This is a genomic window from Deinococcus cellulosilyticus NBRC 106333 = KACC 11606, from assembly GCF_007990775.1.
Classification (GTDB): domain Bacteria; phylum Deinococcota; class Deinococci; order Deinococcales; family Deinococcaceae; genus Deinococcus_C; species Deinococcus_C cellulosilyticus.
The window spans coordinates 1-21,211 of sequence record NZ_BJXB01000021.1; the positions used below are offsets into that span (position 1 = coordinate 1).

The following is a 21,211-nucleotide window of genomic DNA, read 5'->3' on the forward strand; positions in this document are numbered from 1 at the left end:
GTCAGTACACTTCCCCTTCCACGCTTTTCTCCTCAGCCTGCCTGACCCCCTGGGCCAGACTTTCCTTGAAGCTCATGAAGTCCATTTCCAGACCTTCGGCAACGCGGCGACCATAGTCTTCATCTGCGAGGGTGAAATGCTTGACCATCTGCTGCTGGATCTGGGGAGCACAGTCTTTGAGGGCACTGACCAGATTGGAGATCAGGTCGTTGCGTTCCACATCGTTGTGTCGGCGGTAGGTCTCTCCGGCCTGGGCAAAATCGTTGGTGCGGGCAATTTTCTGTTGCACCAGATTTCCCTCAATGCGAGGGGTGTAGGGTTTGCCTGCAGGTTGCGCTTCTTTCAATCCACCCAGAGTGGAAGGCTCGTAATTCACATGGGGGTTCTGGCCTTCTGGGAGGTCCACATGGTAGGCCATCTGTCCACCCCTCTGGTTGGTCGCCACATGGGTTTTCGCGGCATTCACAGGGAGTTGCAGGTAATTGCTGCCCACCCGGTAACGCTGCGTGTCCGAGTAGGAGAAGGTGCGCCCCTGCAGCAGCTTGTCATCCGAGAAATCCAGACCGTCCACCAGCACCCCTGTTCCGAAAGCCACCTGTTCCACCTCTGCGTGGTAATCCACAGGGTTGCGGTCCAGCACCATGCGGCCCACAGGCAGGAAGGGGAACTGCTCCTGGGGCCAGAGTTTGGTCGGGTCGAGGGGATCGAAATCCAGCTCTGGGTGGTCATCGTCGCTCATGATCTGCACGCACAGTTCCCACTCGGGGAATTCGCCGCGCTCGATGGCCTCGTACAGGTCCTGGGTGGCATGGCTGAAGTTCTTGCCCTGAATCTGGGAGGCTTCATCTGCCGTCAGGTTGCGGATGCCCTGCTTTGGCTCCCAGTGGTATTTGACCAGCACCGCCTGACCGTCCTTGTTGACCCACTTGTAGGTGTTCACACCACTGCCCTGCATTTCCCGGTAGTTGGCAGGAATGCCCCACGGCGAAAACAGGAAGGTGATCATGTGGGTGGCCTCGGGGGTCTGGGAGATGAAATCGAAAATGCGCTCAGGGTCCTGGATGTTGGTGATGGGATCAGGCTTGAAGGCATGCACCAGATCAGGGAACTTCATGGCATCCCGGATGAAGAAGATCTTGAGGTTGTTCCCCACCAGGTCCCAGTTGCCATCCTCGGTGTAGAACTTCACCGCAAAACCACGGGGGTCACGCAGGGTCTCAGGGGAGTGGTTCCCGTGAATCACTGTTGAGAAACGCACAAAGACAGGGGTGCGCTTTCCGGGCTCCTGAAAGAGCTTCGCACGGGTGTACTTCGAGACAGGTTCATCTCCCACCTTGCCGTAGGCCTCGAAGTAACCGTGTGCACCTGCCCCTCTGGCATGCACCACACGCTCGGGAATGCGCTCCCGGTCAAAGTGCGTGATCTTCTCCAGAAAGTGGTAGTTCTCCAGCGTGGTGGGGCCTCTGTCGCCCACCGTGCGCAGGTTCTGGTTGTCGGACACCGGATGCCCCTGGCGTGTGGTCAGGGTCTGGTCCTGGGATTGGGGGTTGATGACCGGATCTTTCCTGTTCTGGTCGCTCATGGTCTTCCTCTAGTTGTGGCAAAGCTCAGTCAATGACAGCTTGAAACACAGGGCTTGCTGCAGGGCATTATTCGCTTCTTTTTCAGCTGCATCAGTAAATTCGGGTACGGAACTGTACTCTCAGAGCAGCAGGCTGTAACCCTCCACACACCCCTTGCATCTGGAGCCTGAAATCACTCAAACTGCTGTGAGCAAAATGGCCTGTTCCTGCGCTCAGCGCCATAAAATAGAGACGACATTGTGGATGGGATGGGTGATTGATGACGGTACTGACAAGACGCAAATCAACAGCGGTTCTCCCCTGGATCATTGGCGGCATTCTGCTGCTGGGCACCGGAGCCTGGTTCGGTGTGCCCTACATCATGAACACCGTAGGCAACCCTGAGCAGAAAGAAACCCGCACCATCGAAAGCTGGCTGGCCGCGAGTGCCACCATGCTCCCCCTGGAAAACGCCGAAGGAGCCCAGTTTGCCTCCCTGCTCAAAAAAGCAGATGGTCAGGCCCTGCTGGTCCTCAACCAGCAGGCAGAAGACGGGAAAGCTTATCAGGCCTGGAAAGTCAAAGGGGATGACATCACCTCCCTGGGCGTGGTGGGCCTGCGCACCCTGCAGATGGACACCACAGGCCTGGACGCCGTTCTGGTCTCCCTGGAACCCCAAAGTGGCAGTGACGCCCCGACACAGATTCTGGGGGATGTGCAGTTGAAGTAAGGCCAAGGGCCGAGGGCCCAGAGCCGAGCGCAAAAAAACGAATTCAGGGACATCAGAAGGCAATCCCTTGATGTCCCTGAACCGAAAAACAATCACCAGCAACCGGCTGAAAAGCAGACAGCTGATGGCTGAACCCTTTACAACTTGGGCAGGGTCACGCCCGTCTGGCCCTGGTACTTGCCGCCACGGTCACGGTAGGTGACCTCTGGGCGTTCACCTTCAAAGAACAGCAGCTGAACGCACCCCTCATTGGCGTACATCTTGGCAGGCAGAGGGGTGGTGTTGGAGAACTCCAGCGTCACATGTCCCTCCCAGCCGGGCTCCAGGGGCGTTACATTTGCGACGATACCGCAGTTGTGAACGAAAACCCCGGCTTCCAGAGCAAAGTTGCCCGCTTCGGGAACGGTCAGGCAGTACACATCGTGGGTCCCTTCAAGTTCACGGATGGCGACCACTTTGTGGTTGACCACTTCTGTGCCTTTAAAAGCCTGCACCACATGACGGAAGCGTCGGAAGACACTGCGGTCACATCCCAGCAGTCTGGCTGCACCCCGGATGGAGCCTGTTTCATCCAGGGCCTGGCGCACCGTCTGTTCATTGATTTCAGGTCTCAGGCGAATGTTTCGGGCAATCTCCTTCTGGCGTGCAATGCGCTCTTCAGAAGCTTTGTTCCAGGCTGCGCGGGACAGCTGGCCGATTTTTTCGCGGAGCTCGGGATTCTGGTAGGCCGCCCTGATGCGTTCCTGTTGCTTTTCCCGCTCTTCTGCGGTCCAGCGGGTCAGGTGCTTGAGGAGCAGTTTGCCCCTGGCCTCCGCATAACGCTCATCCTTCCAGAAATTGCTGGCCCGGACACTCTGGGCAGCGCGGTATGTTCTGTACCAGCTGTCGTTCTGACGCAGTTCCGCCAGAGCGTCTTTGATGCTCAGGCTGTGTTCCTGAGGATCAAATTCACCGCCCTGGTCCTGGTTCAGGTAGGTGATGGCATTGTGCATGTGGATGTGCTCACTGGCATCCACACGGGTGATGTTCCAGGGATTGTTGTTGCGGCGGTTGTGGTCCAGGTGGTGGCGGTGTGTTCCTGGCGCATCTTCATAAATCCCGTTTTGCAGGTTCCACTCGTCTGCCAGCCTGTGTGTGGGGTACATGTGACCGGACAGGGGCTGGTACACCATCTCATAACCCCTGTAGGCCTTGCGGTACAGGGGCATCAGGGAATCTCCGGCCCTGAGGTTTCCAGCCTGCACACTGCGGCCATCTCTGGTGATGAACTCGTGGTCTGGTGTGGCCTCAATGACCTCTCCGTTGTCCAGTTCGATTTCCAGCAGCCTGTCCTGACCGATCAGGCGGGGAGATTCCAGCAGGGTCACCGTGATTCTGCCATGCTCGTTCAGGGAGTACCCAAAAAAGGCCTCACCCCCGGCAGCACGCTCAGCCATTTCCTTCAGGGTGGGGGAAGTCCCATCGGCCAGGGCAACACGGGTGTTTGCGCTGAAGCAACGTGCATACGTGCTTTTTCCAAGTGCCACCACCATCACTGTGTCAGGAATTTTCAGGTATTCCACACTGCGGGCCAGCACGAAGCTGTTGGGTGGAATGATGATCTCATCTGAAACAATGTCCACAAAACCCTTGGGGTCAAACTCCTTGGGGTCCACCACGGTGTTGAAGGCATTCACAAACACCTTCCACTCGGGAGCGCAACGCAGGTCGTACCCGAAGCTCGAAAGACCATAGCTGATCACTCCGGCATTCTGGGCATTTCTCACGAGGCGCTCCTCGAAGGGTTCAATCATGCCCTGTTGGGCCAGCTCTCTGATTCGCCAGTCAGGAAGAATACTCATGGAGAGCATTCTAATGCACAATTGGGTCAAAAGCATTTTTGTTGTCTGGCAGAAAGTTTGCGGAAGGCAGAAAGCAGAAGGCCAAGGCAAAACAGCAAAAGCAAAGGCTTTAACAAACAGCGATCTTGCCTTCAGGCGAATGATCCCAGATTTTAATGACCCTAAACTCTCGGAGCATCACAAACCCTTCTGCCTTCTGCCTTCTGCCTTCTGCTTTCTGCCCCCGATCCCTCATCCTCGGGTGCTAGACTGTAAAAGTGACTGACGCTCAAAACACCTCCACCCATTCCGGCTTCATTGCCATTGTCGGCAAACCGAACGTGGGTAAATCCACCCTGCTCAACAACATGCTCGGGGTCAAAGTCGCCCCGATCACCAATCGCCCGCAGACCACCCGTCGGGGCATCCGTGGGATCCTCACCGAGGACAATTCCCAGATTGTCTTTGTGGACACCCCCGGCATGCACAAGGCCAAAGATGCCCTGGGCAAATACATGAATGAGGAAATTCAGGCTGCCCTCTCGGACGTGGACGCCATTCTGTGGATTGTGGACCTGCGCCACCCTCCCACCGAAGAGGATGTGATGGTGTCCCGCACCATCAAGGACATCGACAAACCCCTGATTGTGGTGGGCAACAAACTGGACGCTGCCAAGTACCCCGAGGAAGCCCTGCGCCTGTACACCAACCTGCTCGGTGAGCGGGAATTCGGGACCCGCACCCTCAGCGCACAGGAGCACCCCGAGTCCCTGCTGGACCTGAAGCTGCAACTGTTCAGCCTGCTTCCTGAAAACCCCTTCTTCTTTGATGAGAAGAGCCGCAGCGACCAGTCCCGTGAGAACTGGGCTGCTGAAATCATCCGCGAAGAAGCCATGAAGCGTCTGGAAGAAGAACTCCCCTACGCTGTGGCCACCCGCGTCACCGACTGGGAAGACCGCCCGGATGGCATCATCGAGATTTATTGCGATGTGATCGTGGAGCGCCCTGGCCACAAAGCCATCGTGATCGGCAAGGGGGCCAGCAAACTCAAGGAGATCGGCCAGGGAGCACGCAAACAACTGGAAGTCTTCCTGAACACCAAAATCTTCCTGAAGCTGCACGTGAAGGTCATGCCCAACTGGCGTGAAGATCCTGAAGCCCTGAGGCAACTCGGGTACGAGTAAAAGGTTTCTGGGGATAAGATCCCCCTGTTCTTCGCTCCGCTCGAACGGTCCCCCTTCAGAGGGGGATTTTTGTTTGTCTGAGATGGCTTCAATATTGGTGGCACATCAACCCCCTTTCGTTAAGCGCCTCAGTGCCGACCGGGCCGTCCCGGAGGCACGTTTTAAGAGGTAAGAAGGGGGACAGCTTCGAGCAACGCGAGAAGCAGGGGGGATCTGGCCTTGGTGCTTTCTGACAATAAAGAGTCCCCCTCTGAAGGGGGACCGCACAAGTGAAACGAGCACAGGGGGATTTACTCCACCAGCGCAATGCACTCAATCTCGACCAGCGAGTCTTTGGGCAGGCGGGCCACCTCGATGGTGCTGCGGGCAGGGTAGGGTTCAGGCATGTACTGGGCAAAAACCGTGTTCATCTCGGTGAAGGTGTTCATGTCTTTGAGGAACACCGTGACCTTCACGACTTTGCTGAGGTCGGTGCCAGCGGCGGTCAGCACGGCAATGATGTTCTTGAAGACCTGGTGGGTCTGGTCGGTGACATTGTCGCCCACGACTTCGTTGTTGTTGTTCAGGGGAATCTGGCCGCTGAGGAAAACCAGGTTGCCGTAACGGATGGCCTGTGAATAGGGACCGAGTGCTGCAGGGGCTTCTGAAGTGTTGATGCGTTCTTTCATGCCCTCCATCATACTGAGCTGAACCGGAGTTGTCTGAACCCGGATCAGATGTGCTTTGTGGTCAGGGCTCAGGTGCCCGGCATCTGGCGGGTCAGGACCATCACTTCGATGAAGAGCAGCACCAGTCCGACCAGCATCACCCAGAGCCAGAGCAGGTTGCCTTGCTGTCTGGTGCCAAAGAGGTCGTAGTAGTACTGGATGCCCTGTGGGTTCTGCGGAACCGTGTAGGCCTTGACTGGAGGCTTCTGGGGGCGCAGTTTCTGCACCTCAATCACGATGGCGGAGATGTTGTCGATGCCACCTGCTTCGTTGGCCTCGTGCACGAGGTTTTTGACCCGATCCTCGGTGAACTGGGAGGTCTTGAGGACCTGTTCGATCTGGGTGTCCATCAGCATGCCGTGGATGCCGTCGGTGCAAATCAAGAGCAGGTCTCCGTACTCAAGTTCCTGCATGTACAGGTCAAGTTTCACGTCTCTGGAGCTGCCCATGGCGTTGATCAGCACATTGCGCATGGTGTGCTTCAGGGCCTCTTCTTCGGTGATGATGCCTGCCCTGACCTGTTCGGCGACCCAGGAGTGGTCACGGGTGATCTGGGTCATGTGGCCATCCCTGAAGAGGTAGGCACGGGAGTCGCCGATGTTGGCAATCCAGGCGTAGTTGTGCTCGATGAGCACGGTGGTGAGGGTGGTCCCCATTCCACGTTTGTCTGGCGCCCTGGAGGCCTGATACACCGCCTGGTTGGCCGCTTCGATGGCCTGCAGCAAACGGTGTGGGTTGGAGGATTTGTCTTTGGCGTAATTCTGCTGGAGCTCTTTGAGGGCCAGCTGGCTTGCATAATCGCCCGAGCGGTGCCCACCCATGCCGTCTGCAACGGCATACAGCCCTCCGTAGGGGAGGGTCAGGGTGAGAATGGCGTCCTCGTTCAGGTTTCTGATTCTTCCCTGGTCGGTGAGGTATGACACGTTGAGGGCACCGGGCTTCACGATTCTTATCATACCTGATGCACTGCACAAATGGAGCGAAAGTGTAACCAAATCGTCAAGCGCAACGGTGCTGACTTTCCGGCCACAGAACACTGACGTTCTTTTGACACGGCCCCCCTAGTAATAGAGGCATTGCGGGATTGGATACAGAACGGGTGTCCAGTCCTGCTGGTGTGTTGCTGCTGAATTGAAAAGCACACCGGAGGTCTCTCACATGAAACAGCCCCACATGAAACAACACTGGATGATGACTTTGCTGCTTGCCTCCTCCTTCGGGGTGGCCCAGGCCGAACCCCTCACCGTCGACTTCTGGTACACCTTCGGGGATGCCAAACGCAGCGCGTTCATTCAGGCCCGTGCCGAGGAATACAACAAAACCCACACCGACGTGAAAGTGGTCCCCACCTACAAAGGCTCCTACAACGACACCCTGCAGGCCGCCATCCTGGCTTCCCGCCAGGGCAAGGCCCCTGCCCTGGTGCAGGTGGTGGAGGTGGGCAGCCAGCTCGCCTGGGACAGTGGCATCTTCCAGCCTGTGGGCGGCATCGGCAAGGTGGATTTCAGCGATTACATCAAACCCGTGCTGAACTACTACACCATTCAGGGCAAGGTGAACAGCCTCCCCTTCAACTCCTCTTCTCCCGTGCTGTACTACAACAAGGACCTGATGGAGAAGATGGGCCTGGACCCCAGCCGTCCCCCCACCACCTACGGGGCCGTGCTGAAAGCCTGCGAGAAGATCAAAATGCAGAGCAGCGACATCAAGTGCATCGGGTTCAACATCCACTCCTGGTTTGTGGAGCAGTGGATGGCCCAGCAGGGTGCCGCGCTGGTCAACAACGACAACGGACGCAAGGGCCGTGCCACCGAAGCCAACCTGACCAGCCCTGCTGCGAAGAAAATCTTCAACTGGATCAAGACCCTGAGCGATAAGGGCTACTACACCTCCAGCGGCAAACTTGAAGACTGGGACGGCAGCGATGCCATCTTCACCAACCAGAAAGTGGTCTTCCACATCACCTCCACCGCCGACATCGGCAACATCGGGGACGCCGCCAGAAAAGCAGGCTTCAAGATGGGTGTGGGTGTGCTGCCCATCGCAGACGGAGCCAAACGCAATGGCGTGGTGATCGGTGGGGCCTCCCTGTGGGTTGCCAAAGGCATCAGCGAAAAGCAGGCCGATGCTGCCCTGGATTTCGCCCTGTACCTCACCAACCCCAAAAACATGGCCGCATGGCACAAACTGACCGGGTACTACCCTGTGCGCAACAGCAGCGTGGACCTGCTCCGCAAAGAAGGCTGGTTCACCCAGGCTCCCGTGCAGACCGTGGCCTTCAACCAGCTCTTGAAAACCCAGTCCAACGTCGCCACCGGAGGGGCCCTGCTCGGCAGCTTCATCGAGGTGCGCAAGATCATCGAGGAAGGCATCCAGAAGGTGCTCTCTGGAAGCAGCGTGGACGCCACCCTGCAGGAAGCCAAAGCCAGAGCTGATAAGGCCATTCAGGACTACAACAAGAATTTCCAGTAAACCTTCCCCACCTCGCTCGTTTCACTCGCTTTCCTCCCCTTCTCGGGGAGGATTTTCCCTGAGGCACCCCATGACCCCAACCACCACCGAACATCCACCTCGACCGAAAAAGAAAAACAAGGCAGACACGCCAGAGCAGGGCATTTTTAAAAGCCGTCTGTTGCCCTGGCTGTTTCTGCTGCCCTCCCTGCTGATTCTGGCGGTGTTTCTGTATTACCCGGCCATCGAGACGTTAAGGCTCAGCCTCTACCAGAGCAGTGTGTTTCTGGGCACCGAGCGTTTTGTGGGGCTGGAGAATTTTGTGGAACTCCTGTCCAGTCCGGTGTACCACCAGAGCATCCTGCAGACGCTGGTTTTCATGGTCATTACCGTGACTCTGGGGATTGCCCTGGCTTTTGTGCTGGCCCTGCTGGCGAACCGCCCGATCCGTGGCGCAAAAGTTTACCGCCTGCTGCTGATTTATCCTTATGCCCTCTCCCCTGCCATTGCAGGAACGTTGTGGCTGTTTCTGTTCAATCCTGAAATCGGTCTGGTCAATGCCCTGCTGGACAGCTGGTTTCACATCAAACCCCGCTGGCTGGACACGCCATTCCTGGCTTTTGCGCTGGTGTGTGGCGCGGCCATCTGGAAAAGCCTGGGGTACAACGTGGTGTTTTACCTGGCCGCCTTGCAGAACATTCCCGGAGACATTCTTGAGGCTGCACAGATTGACGGGGCCGGAAGCTGGCAGCGCATCCGGTACATCCTCTTGCCCATGCTGAGCCCGATGACCTTCTTTCTGGTCTTCACCAACATCGTGCAGGCACTCTTTGACAGTTTCGGTCTGGTGGACATCCTCACCAGAGGAGGGCCTGTTTATGGTCAGACCGGGATCACCAGCTTCCTGATCTACCAGCTGTATTTGGATGGATTTTCGAATGCCAAAACCGGATTTGCAGCGGCACAGGCGGTCCTGATGCTGATTCTGGTCGGGGCCATCACCGTGCTGCAGTTTCGCACCGGAGGAAAGCAGGTGCACCATGGTGCGTGATGCCTGGAAAGATGCCCTCACCCACATTGCCCTGAGCCTGGCTGTGCTGCTGGTGGCCTTTCCCCTGCTCTTTGCTGCCATCAAGGCCACCCAGGACTCCTCGCAGGTCATCTCCTCACACATGAACTTCGGCACTTCACTGCTGCAGAACATCAAAACCGCCTGGGAAACCGCCCGACTGGGCCAGTACATGATGAATTCCTTCGTGGTCACTGTGGCTGTCACCGTCGGGAAAACCCTGCTGTCCCTGCTGGCTGCACTGGCTTTCGTGTACTTCCGTTTTCCCCTGAAGAACGCGGTGTTCGCTCTGGTGCTCTTCACCCTGATGCTGCCCACCGAACTGCTGATCGTGTCCCTCTTCAACCTGATCACCGATCTGCGCTGGACCAACACCCATGCGGCCATCATCGTGCCGTTTCTGGCCTCTGCCACAGGGGTTTTCCTGTTCCGGCAGCACTTCATGAACATCCCTGCCAGCCTTGCAGAAGCCGCAAGGCTCGATGGCTGCGGCCCCCTGCGTTTCCTGTGGCACATCCTGATTCCCATGAGCTGGAACACCATCGGGGCACTGGCTGTGATCCAGTTCGTTTACGTGTGGGACCAGTACCTGTGGCCCCTGGTCGTCATGCAGAGCGAAGACCGTCAGGTGGTGCAGGTGGGTCTCAAAAAGCTGATCGACGTGGGTGGAGCCACCGACTGGGGGGCCGTGATGGCCGGAGCCATGATCAGCATCCTTCCACCCCTTCTGATTTTCACGCTGTTGCAAGAGCAGTTCAGCAGGGGGTTTGCGCTGGGGCAGGAGAAATAGGCCGAGAGCCGAGCGACCCCGTGCGACGCGGGCCGTCTCGCAAGCACATCTTGGGGTCAAGACAGAGCCGAGAGCGCAAAATGCCTGAGCAAAGGCTTTGTGTCAAGTGCTGAGCGCTGACTGCTGAAAGCTGATGGCTCTTGCCCTCTGCACCTTAGTCCAATCCCCTCCCTCCCCATTCCCCTGCGTTAGACTCTTAGCATGTTGTACCAACTGGTGAAACCTTTTTTCTTCTCCCAGGACCCCGAACACATTCACGAGCAGGTGATGAAGGGCCTGATTGCGGTCTCGAAGGTGCCTGCACTGCAGACGGCCCTGGAGCCTTTCACGGTCTTTGAAGATCCGCGCCTGAAAATCGAGCGTTTTGGACTGAAGTTCCCCAATCCCATCGGTCTGGCAGCGGGGTTTGATAAAAATGCACTGGCAGTGCGGGCGTGGCCTGCGCTGGGGTTTGGTTTTCTGGAAGTGGGCACCATCACGGCTCTGGCACAGCCCGGAAACGAGAAGCCCCGTCTGTTCCGGCTGCCCGAGGACCTGGCCCTGATCAACCGCATGGGGTTCAACAACGATGGGGCGGATGTGGTGGCAGCGCGCCTTCAGGGCCTGAACCTTGCCCAGCAGCCCCTGAAGATTCCTCTGGGCATCAATGTGGGCAAGTCCAAGGTGACCGAACTGGAAGAGGCTCCGGAGGATTACCGCACCAGCATGACGAAACTCAGTCCTTTTGCGGATTACTTCGTGGTCAATGTTTCGAGCCCCAACACTCCGGGCCTGAGGCAATTGCAGGACAAAGACAAACTGGCAGAGTTGCTTGCTGTGGCCACCGATCCTGCCGTGTGCACTGGAAAGCCTGTGCTGCTGAAAATTGCCCCGGACCTGACCGACACCCAGATCGATGAGGTGATCGAACTCACCCGCAGTTTCCCTCTTGCAGGCCTGATCCTCACCAACACCACCATTTCCCGTGAAGGACTCACGAATGATCCGCAGCAGACAGGGGGCCTTTCTGGGAAACCCCTGACTGCCCGTTCTTTTGAGGTGCTGAAATACGTGCGGAGTGCAGTGGGGAAAACATTGCCTCTGGTCTCAGTGGGCGGCATTTTCACAGCAGATGAGGCGTACTGGAGATTGCGTGCTGGTGCATCTCTGCTCCAGGTTTACACCTCCTTCATTTATGAGGGTCCGCAACTGGCAGCAAACCTGAACCGTGGTATTCTGGAGCGTCTGAAGGCCGATGGTTTTGTCCGACTTGAGGATGCCATCGGGGTGGATGCATAAAAATCGTAAGAATAAATCCGAGCGGATAACTCGGTTTTATCCCTCTGGTAGCGAAAATTTGTCTACCTTTACACTTGCAACCCTGACCCTTTATCCCCATAATGTGTGCATATTGACCTTAGGCAGCCCTAAGGAAGGAGTGGAAGAATGCCTCACATCATCGTTAGCCCCTGCATCGGAACCAAAGACCAGGCCTGCACCGAAGTGTGCCCTGTGGAGTGCATCTATGACGCCGGTGACCAGTTCCTGATTCACCCCGACGAGTGCATCGACTGCGGTGCCTGCGTTCCTGCGTGCCCCGTCAACGCCATTTTCCCTGAAGAAGACGTGCCCGGCGGTGAAGAGTCCTTCATCGACAAGGCCAAAGCCCACTTCGGCGTCTGATTCAGACCTGCAAACTGAGGGGTGGGCTTTCGCCCACCTCTTCTTTTTGTGCTGCCCAGCTTCCTAAAATGAACCATGCGAATTGCTGTGATCAGTGATGTGCATGGAAATGCCTTTGCCCTTGAAGCCGTATTGAGAGACCTGAAAGCCCAGTCCCCAGACCTGATCGTGAACCTGGGCGATCAGGTGCATGGGAAAGCCAACCCCCGAAAAGCCTTTGAATTGCAGCAGGAACTTGGAGCCACAGAAGTTCTGGGGAGCGCTGAACCCCTGCTCATAGGGAATGACCCTCTGGCGGAATGGCTGAAGACCCAGCTTTCGGCAGAGTCCATTCAACACCTCTTGAACCTGCCTCTGACCACCACAGTGCTGGATGGCGAAATCCTGCTCTGTCATGGGGACCTGCACTCTTCCAGCGGACACCTCCTGTGGTCCTGGCAGCGTGGTCCTTATCTGACCCGTGGCTTTCAGGACCTGAGGGAGCACCTCTGTGGCGTCACCGCACGGGTGATCCTGAGTGGACACACCCACAGAGAGGGCATGACCGCCATTGACGACCATCTGGTGATCAATGCAGGTGCGGTGAGCCATCAGGTGGATGGCGATCCCAGAGCCCGCTGGGTCCTGTTGGAGAAGCAACGTGGACGCTGGCTGACCGACTTCAGACGGGTGAATTACGACCAGAAGGAAGCTGCATGCTGGGTGCTGAGCCATGCTCCAGACCCTGGTGAAGAGGCGCAGCTTTTGATGAAAGGTGGACATTGATATAACAACAGAGCCTTTTCATTTCCATCAATCATGTACCGGGTTGAGCAAAACAGGCAGATGGTTTTTGATACACTCTTCTTATGAATCCACAATTGAAAGATGTTCTGGTGTCTTCTGTCAAAGAAACCCCCCTTGAATCTTATGTCGAAATTCTGATGCCTCATGTCCAACCCGCCATTTTCATAGAGGCCACGCATGAAGAAACACCCACAGACCCAGGAAGCACCCATGCAGGAGGATGGCCCGATCTGCCTTCTGGCACCCCCTGGCCCACCCATCAGGACATCCCCCTGGTCTTCCTGGCACAGTTCAATCTGCCTGACCTGAAACCTTTTGATCTGGAAAATGTCCTTCCCCCATCTGGGTTGCTGAGTTTCTTTGCAGACCACAGTGGCCCCATCTTTGGACACGATGCTTCCGATGCAGGGTCCGTGCAGGTGCTTTACACCCCAGCGGGGCCGCTTGAAACCCTGACCCCTCCCAATGAGGATCTGGAGGTCCTTCCATTCACATCCCTGCACTTTGGTCTCACTTACACCCTCCCCAGTCCGGGTAAAGGCATGCCTGAGGACCTCTCAGAAGCCAGCAATGAAGATGACGACGTGATGGATGCCTATTACGCCCTGGCAGACCATGAACACCCCCATCAGGACAGGCTGCTGGGCCTGTCCTCTTTCAACTCCACTCCAACATGCCCTCCAGAGGGTGATGTGAGCGAGTGGCGTCCCCTGCTCACCTGGTTCCAACTGGCAGGCACCGACTGGATGGATTTCAAATTGATTGTGGGCATCCGCGAAGCGGACCTCAAACGCCATGATTTTTCACAGGTGTGGGGTGTGCTGGGCCATTGATCTTCCAGAACAATGAAAAAAGCCCGGGGTTCCGGGCTTCCTGTTTTGGGCCTCAGAAGCTTCTGGGACGCTTGTTGAGGCTCTGACACACTTCCACCCAGCGGTCCAGCATGCCGTAATTGAGCTTGCCCTGGGGATCACGGATGCTCTTGCCCAGCTGAACCCCATGCACCCCAATTTTCAGCAGGGTGGTGACCTGCTCGGGCGTGTAACCAAAGGTGTCCAGCAGAACAGGAAGCTGTGGGGTGGTCTCCTGCAGCAACTGGTCCAGACGCACTTCACCCTCGGCGGTCGGCCAGGGTTTGCCGGAGGTGACCACCTGCAGGACTTTGGGGTACTGCACCAGCTTCTGATACGCAGTGATGGGGTTTCTCAGGAGGTCAAAAGCCTGATTGATGTTGACCGTGAACCCGCAGTGGATGGCTTCTTCCAGCAGGTCCCAGTCAAAAATGCCATCGTGTTCGGCCCCGAAAGTGATGTTGCGAACGCCCCTCTTCCAGTAGACTTCCAGAATTTTCAGGGTGCGGGTGCGGCGGGCTTCTTCGTAAAAGTAATCGCCGAGGTCGGGTTTGACCAGCACGGACACAGGAATGCTGGCCTGATCCATGCAGGCCTCGATGGTTTTGGTGTCGGTGCTGGTGCTGCCTTCCAGAAGCTGACGGACCAGCAGCACCTGGGTTGCCCCACTGGTCTGGGCAGCACGCACATCCATGGGGGTTTCGGCAACGACTTCGATGAGGGTAGGAAACACGGGCTTCACTCCTTGCAGAAAGTGGGGATGATGGTCCCGGGTGGAGATTCGGAACCTGGGGTGCCTGCAGCCTCCACCATCACTGCCCTCACATCACGCTGGATGGTTCAGACAGCAGGGGCTTGGTGGTAGCATTCTAAAACGCTCCACCTGACAGCTTTCTGAACTTTTGTGACAATTTAGAACCGGCAGCTGTCAGCATTCAGCCCTCAGCAAAAGAGGTCCAGAATGCCGAACCTTCAGAAAACAAATTTCCAGTCCCTCAGGCGGTGATGGGGTCTCCAGAGCACTCCCTGAACGCCGCCTGGTACATTTCACGGTCCAGATCCCGCCCGATCACCACGAGTTGCGAGGTGTTGTCATGAGGGTCGGTGAGCGCCTCTGCACTGAAGATGTCCCGAACCGCCTGAAAGAGCACCTCTTCGGGAATGTCCTTGAAGGCGAGGTACCCCTTGACCCTGAGCACATGCCCTGGACGTTCCAGAATGAATTTTTGCAGGAAGTAATGCCAGCGGATCATGTCCAGAGGCTCATCGTGTTTGAGCACAAAGCTCCTCACTCCTGCTGTGTGCTGGTGGGTGGTTTCCAGCACGTCTTCGGTCAGGTCTGCAGAAAAATGCTTCTGGTTGAGGACCTGATCGGAAGCCACCTCGCTGTGGTGGGTGCGGATGACTTTGGCCAGTGGAGCCAGTTTGCTGGAGGTGTCCTGCACGAGGTCCAGCAGTTCCTGGTCAGCAAGGTCAGACTTGTTGATCACGATGCTGCTGGCGTAGGCCAGTTGCAGGGCCATCTCGGGATTCTGTTCCAGGGTGGTGTAAAAGTTGCGGGCGTCCAGCACGGTCACCAGACCATCGAGTTCAAACAGGGCACGCACCTGGGGGTCCAGCAGGGTCTGCATCACTGGCACAGGATCAGCAAGACCAGAAAGCTCGATCAGCACATACTCGGGACGCTGGGGACGGGCCACCAGTTTGACCAGCGCCTCGATCAGGTCGTTGCGGCCCGAGCAGCACAGGCACCCGGCGGTCAGTTCGGTGATGTCCTCATCCGGGAGGTTCTCGATCAGGGCACCATCCACCCCCAGAGACCCAAATTCATTGACGATGACGCCCAGCTTGTAGGGGTTCTGGCGAATCAGGTGGTTGACCAGGGTGGTCTTACCCGCCCCCAGAAAACCCCCGATGACAGTGACAGGAATACGGTTACGGATCACGCGCATGTCTTTCAGCATAGCCTTTGCAGGCCACAGGGAATCCCACACAACGACCATTCCCCGCTTTCAAGCGGGGAGTGGATTTCAGATTTGGATGGAATTCAGTCCTGGCGGTACTTCACTTCAAAGCGGATCTTCTTCTTGAAGAACAGGATGCCCACGGCTCCACTTTCGATCACCTGGGTCGGAAACAGCCGTCCATCTCTGAGCACAAATTCGGCTTCACGGGTGCCGGAGTCCATCTCCTTGATCTCCTCGCGGGTCAGGATGCGTTTTCCTTCTGCAGCGAAGGTTTTGCAGGAAAACTCTGGAAGTTGATCGTCCCCTTTGTACTCCACACTGGCGGTCTTGCTCTGCTGTTTGACCAGTGTTTTGATGTTGAACTTGCCATTTTTGAAGTCGATGCGGGCTTCCTCGTGGTAGGCCACCTCGTTGTCCACGTAGAGGGTGGCATCCCTGTACAGGGTGAAAGGGGCCGTGCGGAGTTTCTGCTGAGCGGCCTCCAGGTCTTTGCAGGACGCTGCAACACCACTCCCCAGAACCAGGGCTGCACCCAGAACAATCAGGAGCCTCATAACGTGATGCCCCGTTTCTTCCAGATCAAGAGGGCCAGAATCCAGATCACGGCGGTCATGGCAATGCGTACGGTCTGGTGCTCCCCATCCCCTGCAAAGTGGGTGATGCCCATGCCAGGAAGACCTGCAGCAAGCCAGGGCTGAGCCTGCTCTGGGAGCGCAGTGACGATGCGGGGAATGATCTGCATCCAGGCGAAGCCCACCACCAGCACCAGTGCAAAATTGCGGGTGATTGCCGTCAGCAGAACCAGTGTTCCAAGACTGCTGACCAGTCCGGCCATGCCTGCCCCGAAAGCTGCAGCGTTCTCTGGCAGGTTCCCCAGTGCGAAAGACACCCCAAGACTCAGGACCACCAGCAGCAGAATCACCGAGATCTTCTCAAAAAGCACCTTTAAAGAGGAGGTGGGGGTGGTCAGAATCCATTTGGCGGTGGCCTGCTGGGTTTCCAGTGCAAGCAAGTAAGGGGTCACGAGGGCCAGCACAGCGTGCGCAGGAAGGAGGTAGGCTTCTCCATTGGCTTTGACCTGCATGTTCGGGTTCATCTGGTTGGCGGCGAAAACCAGCACTGGGAGGGCCAGACCTGCAATGGCGAGTCCCATGCCCATCGGGTTTCTTTTCAGTTTAAGCAACTCGGCTGCCAGCATCTTTGATCCTCCAGTACAGTTCTTCAAGGTCTTCAGGACGGCTGCTCAGCACAGAAACACTCTGTTTCTCCAGAATGCTCTGCACCTGCCGGGATTCTTTGACATGCACGTCCACCACCACAGCACGGCTGTCTCTGGCAGCCTCAACGCTCAGGCCATGCATGCCCAGCACGTCACGGGCACGCTGCGGATCATCCACCTCCACCACCAGACGGCGGTTTGCGGCAAGTTGGGCATAAGAGCCCTGGTAAATGGTAGATCTGGTGTGTAGATTCCAGAATTAGCATTCTTAAGCTGCCAAATATCTCTAAGTCAATAGGACAAACACCTATTGACAGATTTTCTGTAATCTTTGAAATTTTGGCCTTTTAAAACACTGTAGTATTTTATATAATTCTACTGATAGGGGGTAGGAATGGGAGAAGTCACCTATATTTTCGTTCATGGAACTAACGTAAGACAAAAGGGGTTCAATAGTACCGCCTCATCACTTGAGAGGTTATTATTCTCTTCAAGAGATGACTTCAAAACCGGAAATGTGATTTCCGTACCTTGGTTTCTTAACTATTCTGTTTCCACCTCACAACTCAAATCCATATTACCTGAAGTATACTCCTATAGAAGATTTAATGATGACACAGATATTCTCAGAGATCTTTCAAAAAAATATGATTTAAATTTAAAAGAACTAAGCCCAGAATTATCTGAATTACTCTATATTATAATAAAAGACCCCTCCTATATGATTCGCGAGTATTTAATCGATAATACATTTAGTAATAATATCACTTGCTCAGAAAGTACAGCTATTGAATTTTTGCAAAATTTTGAAATCTCAGATTTATCATTTGTAAATCTTCTTTACATAAGATCTATTTTATCGATACAAAATAGCAATATTAATGAGGTCAAATTTTTAGTTGAAATGTATATTATTGCCGAAGGATATAAATCCAGAATGACATCTTATCAAGACTCTCCCAAATCTTTCACAAAAAAGCTTCTTAAGGACACAACTCTAAAGTTATTAACAAGGATTTTATTTTTTTATAGGGCAAGTGCCACCAAAGCTTCTGCAAAGTTTCTGGGAGACATATTTTATTACAAAACCCATAAGGATCGGTTAATTAATAATCTGACTCTCCTTTTCCAAAATACCGAAACACCAATAGTCCTTATTGGGCATAGTTTGGGAGGAATCATTTGTGCAGATGCAATAGCTAAAATCGCCACAGACAATAAAAGTATTTTAGACAAGATAAAATTAATTGTTACCGCAGGTACACAGATTTCTTTACTTTATAAAACAAATTCCATGGAGTATCTCAGAAAAGAGTCTTCGCAATTATGGCCAAAATCCATTCCTTGGATCAACGGCTACGATCCAAGTGATTTTCTTAGTTTTAGACATGATTCTTTAATGGAGGAACTTGGTGTAATTAATAAAATTGAGTTTGAATTAAATACAAAATTCTCATTTCCCGATTCTCACTCCAGTTACTGGCTCACAGAATCAGAAAAAGGGTCAAATGATTTTTTTGAAAGAATTAAATCATATTTAACGAGTATATCATGGAGGAATGATGTTAAAAAATAGGCCCTATAGGCACGATCCTAATGAGGAAGCGTTTCTAATAACGTTTAATCCTAAAGATCTTCAAACACAACGTACGTTAATGCTCTTAAACGTACCAGAGTACAATTTTTCAAATAAATATATCCCTTTTCAAAATATGGCAAACACAAATATTCTTGAATATTATCATGATCTCAATAGATTATCACAAAATTTTAATAGCGATATTTATCAAACCGTTACTCCTTATGATTATTTTAAAATAACAGGATTTACTCCAAAAGAGATTCTTAACCAAATAAACAATATTCAAAGATCTATTTTTGAGGCAATTGATATAAGGGTGGATACATACTTACTAAGAAACTTATATGTTTTAAGACATTTCCTACCAGACTTAATTAGATCGAAACTTGATTCTAATTTGTCACTCCTTCTTCTTGATTTTATTAGTAGCATAAAAAATATTGTAATTTATATAAATTCCAACACTAAAATTCCAATATTAGACGAAGATGCAGAAAATAGAGATAGACGAAATAAAATATCCAAGTTTTGGCAAACTTCCCTCCACTATTATTATATTCTCATGAAAAAACAAGGATTTGAAGATAGGTCACCAGTTCTACATTTATCAGATTGTTTCCATGTGTTTAATGAATTAATTAGCATGCTTAAAATATCGGAAAACTACAAAAACGATTTTGATTTACTGCAAGGCAAGTTGGTAAAACAATACGATGCACTCAAAAAGATTTATGGTTTACCTGATGAATTGTTGGGAATATTAATAAATAAAGGATTACACGAAATACAATCACTTAATCTCGCTCATTCTTTTGCATATCCCCTAATCTCATCAAAGCTTATTAGCGATTGCATAGTTTCAAGTAGTCTCTTTACGCTAAATCATAATTTCAGTACAAATCCTATGTTTGATACTTTTTGCCATATCAGAGATGTCAATGTAACATTCAGCGTTGCCCTAGATGAATATAATGAAAAAATTGCTATGTCTATACGTAAAAATGATTATCAGGACTACGATAAGGAAGCATTATCTTTGCAATTAGAGATATATTTTTCCTATTCACTACAAAATTCAGCAATTCTATATTTTGAAATAGAAGGCAATAAGCATTATACGTCAAATTCCGTAAAAATCAAAAATAATGAATATAATATATACGGTGATCCTAATTTATTATCTCTTACAGACAGACGTATTTTACAAAGAAAACACAAAAATCCAATCAAAATTGCAATAATAGACACTGGTTATTGCGAAAGCTATATAGATTCTTCTCGTTATTGGCTCAGAAGAGCTGATCCAAAATTTTATTGTTACCACACAAAATCGAGACTCCCTAAGGACGATACTGGGCATGGTTCTCGCATTTATTATATTATCAGAGAAATAGCTAAAGATAGCGAAATAACAGTGATTAGAGGCACAACTAGATATCTCGAAAGAATAGGGCAAATAATTTTTAAGGATCAACAGATTCTCGATACACACTCGTTATTAAATATTTTGAATCTAAGATCCGTAAGGGAATCAGATTTAGTGAATATTAGCCTTTCAGAAAGCGCCGATTCCCTATTAGAAAGAAAACAGTCTTTATATCCAGATTACAGAGATTCCAATTTGTCTAGGGCTCTCGATTCATTAATAGAAGAGTTGTATGATCAAAATCCTCGAATATTAATTTTATGTGCATCCGGTAATGATAGTGCAGTAGACAAAAAACAACCACTTAATTCCCCATCATCTGCCAGAGGAATAATAACAGTTTGCTCGAATGATGCAAAGGGAAACATATCACATTTTAGTAATGTCCCATTGACAAGGTATCCTAACTACAAACGAGTTATATCTACTCTTGGACATCTATCAAACTGGTTTCAGGAAATTGATGCTGGCACTTCTTACTCCTGCGCAATCGCAACCGGAATTTTAGCAGAAAGGTATCGAAAGCTAAGAGGAGTATTTAAGGGTGCTGATCGTAGCATGGTTCTTGCAACTCTAGATATCGGTCCTATCAAAACCTTAAAATACTCCCATGAAAACTTTATAAACAGTATTCAGATTCTTGATGAGGATATACATAATAAATTCATGGGATTAAGCCTATATAAAATAATGTCATGGAATTTAAATACTATTGTAAAAAGAAAGATTATCAAAAAGATCTTAGTTACAAGGGAGAACTCAAAACGGATTTTATACAATCTAAATCGTAGGATACGATTCAATTTGAAACATGATTAAATAAAATACTTTATTTAAAATTGCAAAACTGCTGTTTTTACCATCACAATAGCCACCGAAGAAACACATTTTATAAACTCAGAGAAGTAAGCTTTTACCTCTAAAGGTTGGTCAAGTGTGCAGAGATAATATTGGCACTGGCTTCAATCAGGATCAGTTCTCCACCCAGATAGGCTCCCAGCAATAAGACCTACCACAATAGGTCCATGCTGGGGCCAATGGTATCTGCAAAGTCTAAAGAATGGCGATAGCCTAAGATTATAACAATCCCTTATTCTTCAGACCCCTGACTCAACCCTTCTTTCTCTGCCAGATCAGGTTTTTCTGGTCAGTCTGGCAAAAGGGCATCTTCCGGGATGCCTGGAGCCTCTAAGACCTGCTCCTTCCAGAGGTGGTGTTCCCAGGACCTGCACCTGAGAACCAATGCTCGAAAGTAGGATTTGCAAACATTTTGCGAAACGACAAAGTTTATATCCTCAAAAAGTGCCATATCGCGGGTTTTATAAGTAAAAATGTCCATTTTGGCTTAAATTCTGACTTGTTGGAAAGGGTGGTTCTGAGGGTATCATACTGTTATAACTCACAT

The 21,211-nt window shown here is 52.3% G+C and carries 20 protein-coding genes; 11 read left to right on the forward strand and 9 right to left on the reverse strand.

Features of this window, described 5'->3' with window-relative positions; translation table 11 throughout:
• Position 1: 1 nt before the first annotated feature.
• Entirely contained in the window at positions 2-1,582 is a 1,581-nt protein-coding gene (locus DC3_RS19945; RefSeq protein ID WP_146887493.1) for a catalase, read from the reverse strand.
• A 260-nt stretch (positions 1,583-1,842) separates the two neighbouring features.
• Here DC3_RS19945 and DC3_RS19950 point away from each other — a divergent pair, with 260 nt between their 5' ends.
• The gene (locus DC3_RS19950) at positions 1,843-2,292 is read left to right on the forward strand and encodes an anti-sigma factor domain-containing protein (RefSeq protein WP_146887495.1); all 450 of its coding nucleotides are present in this window, start codon (positions 1,843-1,845) and stop codon (positions 2,290-2,292) included.
• Positions 2,293-2,429: 137 nt separating this feature from the next.
• Here DC3_RS19950 and DC3_RS30155 read toward each other — a convergent pair whose 3' ends face one another.
• Entirely contained in the window at positions 2,430-4,133 is a 1,704-nt protein-coding gene (locus DC3_RS30155; RefSeq protein ID WP_146887497.1) for a dCTP deaminase domain-containing protein, read from the reverse strand.
• Positions 4,134-4,390: 257 nt separating this feature from the next.
• Between DC3_RS30155 and era the strand changes: the two genes are divergently transcribed.
• Positions 4,391-5,296 (forward strand): GTPase Era, encoded by a 906-nt coding sequence (gene era / locus DC3_RS19960; RefSeq protein ID WP_146887499.1) that lies wholly within the window; start codon positions 4,391-4,393, stop codon positions 5,294-5,296.
• Between the two features lie 290 nt (positions 5,297-5,586).
• On the opposite strand, the gene DC3_RS19965 is transcribed toward era, so the two are convergent.
• Together DC3_RS19965 and DC3_RS19970 are read right to left on the reverse strand one after the other, a co-directional pair.
• Positions 5,587-5,964, reverse strand: coding sequence for a RidA family protein (locus DC3_RS19965; RefSeq protein WP_146887501.1), 378 nt, complete (start codon positions 5,962-5,964; stop codon positions 5,587-5,589).
• Between the two features lie 68 nt (positions 5,965-6,032).
• Positions 6,033-6,947: a Stp1/IreP family PP2C-type Ser/Thr phosphatase gene (locus tag DC3_RS19970; RefSeq protein WP_186816148.1), complete on the reverse strand. Its 915-nt coding sequence runs from the start codon at positions 6,945-6,947 to the stop codon at positions 6,033-6,035.
• A gap of 214 nt (positions 6,948-7,161) precedes the next feature.
• On the opposite strand from DC3_RS19970, the gene DC3_RS19975 reads away from it, so the two are divergent.
• The 7 genes from DC3_RS19975 (at position 7,162) to DC3_RS20005 (ending at position 13,594) form a co-directional block, all read left to right on the forward strand.
• The gene (locus DC3_RS19975; protein ID WP_246130755.1) at positions 7,162-8,475 is read left to right on the forward strand and encodes an ABC transporter substrate-binding protein; all 1,314 of its coding nucleotides are present in this window, start codon (positions 7,162-7,164) and stop codon (positions 8,473-8,475) included.
• 70 nt (positions 8,476-8,545) lie between these two features.
• Positions 8,546-9,505 (forward strand): carbohydrate ABC transporter permease, encoded by a 960-nt coding sequence (locus tag DC3_RS19980; protein ID WP_146887503.1) that lies wholly within the window; start codon positions 8,546-8,548, stop codon positions 9,503-9,505.
• A complete protein-coding gene (locus DC3_RS19985) occupies positions 9,495-10,313 on the forward strand; it encodes a carbohydrate ABC transporter permease (RefSeq protein ID WP_146887505.1) in 819 nt (272 codons plus the stop codon). The genes DC3_RS19980 and DC3_RS19985 overlap by 11 nt, the downstream gene beginning before the upstream one ends.
• A gap of 201 nt (positions 10,314-10,514) precedes the next feature.
• Positions 10,515-11,591 carry a quinone-dependent dihydroorotate dehydrogenase gene (locus tag DC3_RS19990; protein WP_222594807.1) on the forward strand — a complete coding sequence of 359 codons (1,077 nt, stop codon included), beginning with the start codon at positions 10,515-10,517 and terminating at the stop codon, positions 11,589-11,591.
• A 147-nt stretch (positions 11,592-11,738) separates the two neighbouring features.
• Positions 11,739-11,975 carry a ferredoxin gene (locus DC3_RS19995; protein WP_034343209.1) on the forward strand — a complete coding sequence of 79 codons (237 nt, stop codon included), beginning with the start codon at positions 11,739-11,741 and terminating at the stop codon, positions 11,973-11,975.
• Positions 11,976-12,050: 75 nt separating this feature from the next.
• Positions 12,051-12,740, forward strand: coding sequence for a metallophosphoesterase family protein (locus tag DC3_RS20000; RefSeq protein ID WP_146887507.1), 690 nt, complete (start codon positions 12,051-12,053; stop codon positions 12,738-12,740).
• An 83-nt stretch (positions 12,741-12,823) separates the two neighbouring features.
• A complete protein-coding gene (locus DC3_RS20005) occupies positions 12,824-13,594 on the forward strand; it encodes a DUF1963 domain-containing protein (RefSeq protein ID WP_146887509.1) in 771 nt (256 codons plus the stop codon).
• Positions 13,595-13,646: 52 nt separating this feature from the next.
• Here the strand turns inward: DC3_RS20005 and DC3_RS20010 are convergent, their stop codons facing one another.
• From DC3_RS20010 to DC3_RS20030, 5 genes are all read right to left on the reverse strand, one after another.
• A complete protein-coding gene (locus DC3_RS20010; RefSeq protein WP_146887511.1) occupies positions 13,647-14,345 on the reverse strand; it encodes a copper homeostasis protein CutC in 699 nt (232 codons plus the stop codon).
• Between the two features lie 262 nt (positions 14,346-14,607).
• Entirely contained in the window at positions 14,608-15,564 is a 957-nt protein-coding gene (locus DC3_RS20015) for a CobW family GTP-binding protein (RefSeq protein ID WP_146887512.1), read from the reverse strand.
• Positions 15,565-15,659: 95 nt separating this feature from the next.
• Positions 15,660-16,133 (reverse strand): hypothetical protein, encoded by a 474-nt coding sequence (locus DC3_RS20020; protein ID WP_146887513.1) that lies wholly within the window; start codon positions 16,131-16,133, stop codon positions 15,660-15,662.
• Positions 16,130-16,777, reverse strand: a complete 648-nt coding sequence (locus tag DC3_RS20025) for an ABC transporter permease (RefSeq protein WP_146887514.1) — start codon at positions 16,775-16,777, stop codon at positions 16,130-16,132. Before DC3_RS20025 ends, DC3_RS20020 begins: the two co-directional genes overlap by 4 nt.
• Complete coding sequence (locus DC3_RS20030; RefSeq protein ID WP_146887515.1) at positions 16,755-16,976, reverse strand: hypothetical protein; 222 nt, start codon at positions 16,974-16,976, stop codon at positions 16,755-16,757. The genes DC3_RS20025 and DC3_RS20030 overlap by 23 nt, the downstream gene beginning before the upstream one ends.
• Positions 16,977-17,192: 216 nt before the next feature.
• Between DC3_RS20030 and DC3_RS20035 the strand changes: the two genes are divergently transcribed.
• Entirely contained in the window at positions 17,193-18,374 is a 1,182-nt protein-coding gene (locus DC3_RS20035) for a hypothetical protein (RefSeq protein WP_146887516.1), read from the forward strand.
• Positions 18,358-20,625 carry a S8/S53 family peptidase gene (locus tag DC3_RS20040; RefSeq protein WP_146887517.1) on the forward strand — a complete coding sequence of 756 codons (2,268 nt, stop codon included), beginning with the start codon at positions 18,358-18,360 and terminating at the stop codon, positions 20,623-20,625. Before DC3_RS20035 ends, DC3_RS20040 begins: the two co-directional genes overlap by 17 nt.
• Positions 20,626-21,211 lie beyond the last annotated feature (586 nt).

Excerpts from the sequence above, each read along its gene's own strand:
- DC3_RS19945 (WP_146887493.1), bottom strand. The coding sequence starts at position 1,582 with ATGAGCGACCAGAACAGGAAAGATCCGGTCATCAACCCCCAATCCCAG.
- DC3_RS19950 (WP_146887495.1), top strand. The coding sequence starts at position 1,843 with ATGACGGTACTGACAAGACGCAAATCAACAGCGGTTCTCCCCTGGATC.
- DC3_RS30155 (WP_146887497.1), bottom strand. The coding sequence starts at position 4,133 with ATGAGTATTCTTCCTGACTGGCGAATCAGAGAGCTGGCCCAACAGGGC.
- DC3_RS19965 (WP_146887501.1), bottom strand. The coding sequence starts at position 5,964 with ATGAAAGAACGCATCAACACTTCAGAAGCCCCTGCAGCACTCGGTCCC.
- DC3_RS19975 (WP_246130755.1), top strand. The coding sequence starts at position 7,162 with ATGAAACAGCCCCACATGAAACAACACTGGATGATGACTTTGCTGCTT.
- DC3_RS19980 (WP_146887503.1), top strand. The coding sequence starts at position 8,546 with ATGACCCCAACCACCACCGAACATCCACCTCGACCGAAAAAGAAAAAC.
- DC3_RS19985 (WP_146887505.1), top strand. The coding sequence starts at position 9,495 with ATGGTGCGTGATGCCTGGAAAGATGCCCTCACCCACATTGCCCTGAGC.
- DC3_RS19990 (WP_222594807.1), top strand. The coding sequence starts at position 10,515 with ATGTTGTACCAACTGGTGAAACCTTTTTTCTTCTCCCAGGACCCCGAA.
- DC3_RS19995 (WP_034343209.1), top strand. The coding sequence starts at position 11,739 with ATGCCTCACATCATCGTTAGCCCCTGCATCGGAACCAAAGACCAGGCC.
- DC3_RS20000 (WP_146887507.1), top strand. The coding sequence starts at position 12,051 with ATGCGAATTGCTGTGATCAGTGATGTGCATGGAAATGCCTTTGCCCTT.
- DC3_RS20005 (WP_146887509.1), top strand. The coding sequence starts at position 12,824 with ATGAATCCACAATTGAAAGATGTTCTGGTGTCTTCTGTCAAAGAAACC.
- DC3_RS20015 (WP_146887512.1), bottom strand. The coding sequence starts at position 15,564 with ATGCGCGTGATCCGTAACCGTATTCCTGTCACTGTCATCGGGGGTTTT.
- DC3_RS20020 (WP_146887513.1), bottom strand. The coding sequence starts at position 16,133 with ATGAGGCTCCTGATTGTTCTGGGTGCAGCCCTGGTTCTGGGGAGTGGT.
- DC3_RS20025 (WP_146887514.1), bottom strand. The coding sequence starts at position 16,777 with ATGCTGGCAGCCGAGTTGCTTAAACTGAAAAGAAACCCGATGGGCATG.
- DC3_RS20035 (WP_146887516.1), top strand. The coding sequence starts at position 17,193 with ATGGGAGAAGTCACCTATATTTTCGTTCATGGAACTAACGTAAGACAA.
- DC3_RS20040 (WP_146887517.1), top strand. The coding sequence starts at position 18,358 with ATGATGTTAAAAAATAGGCCCTATAGGCACGATCCTAATGAGGAAGCG.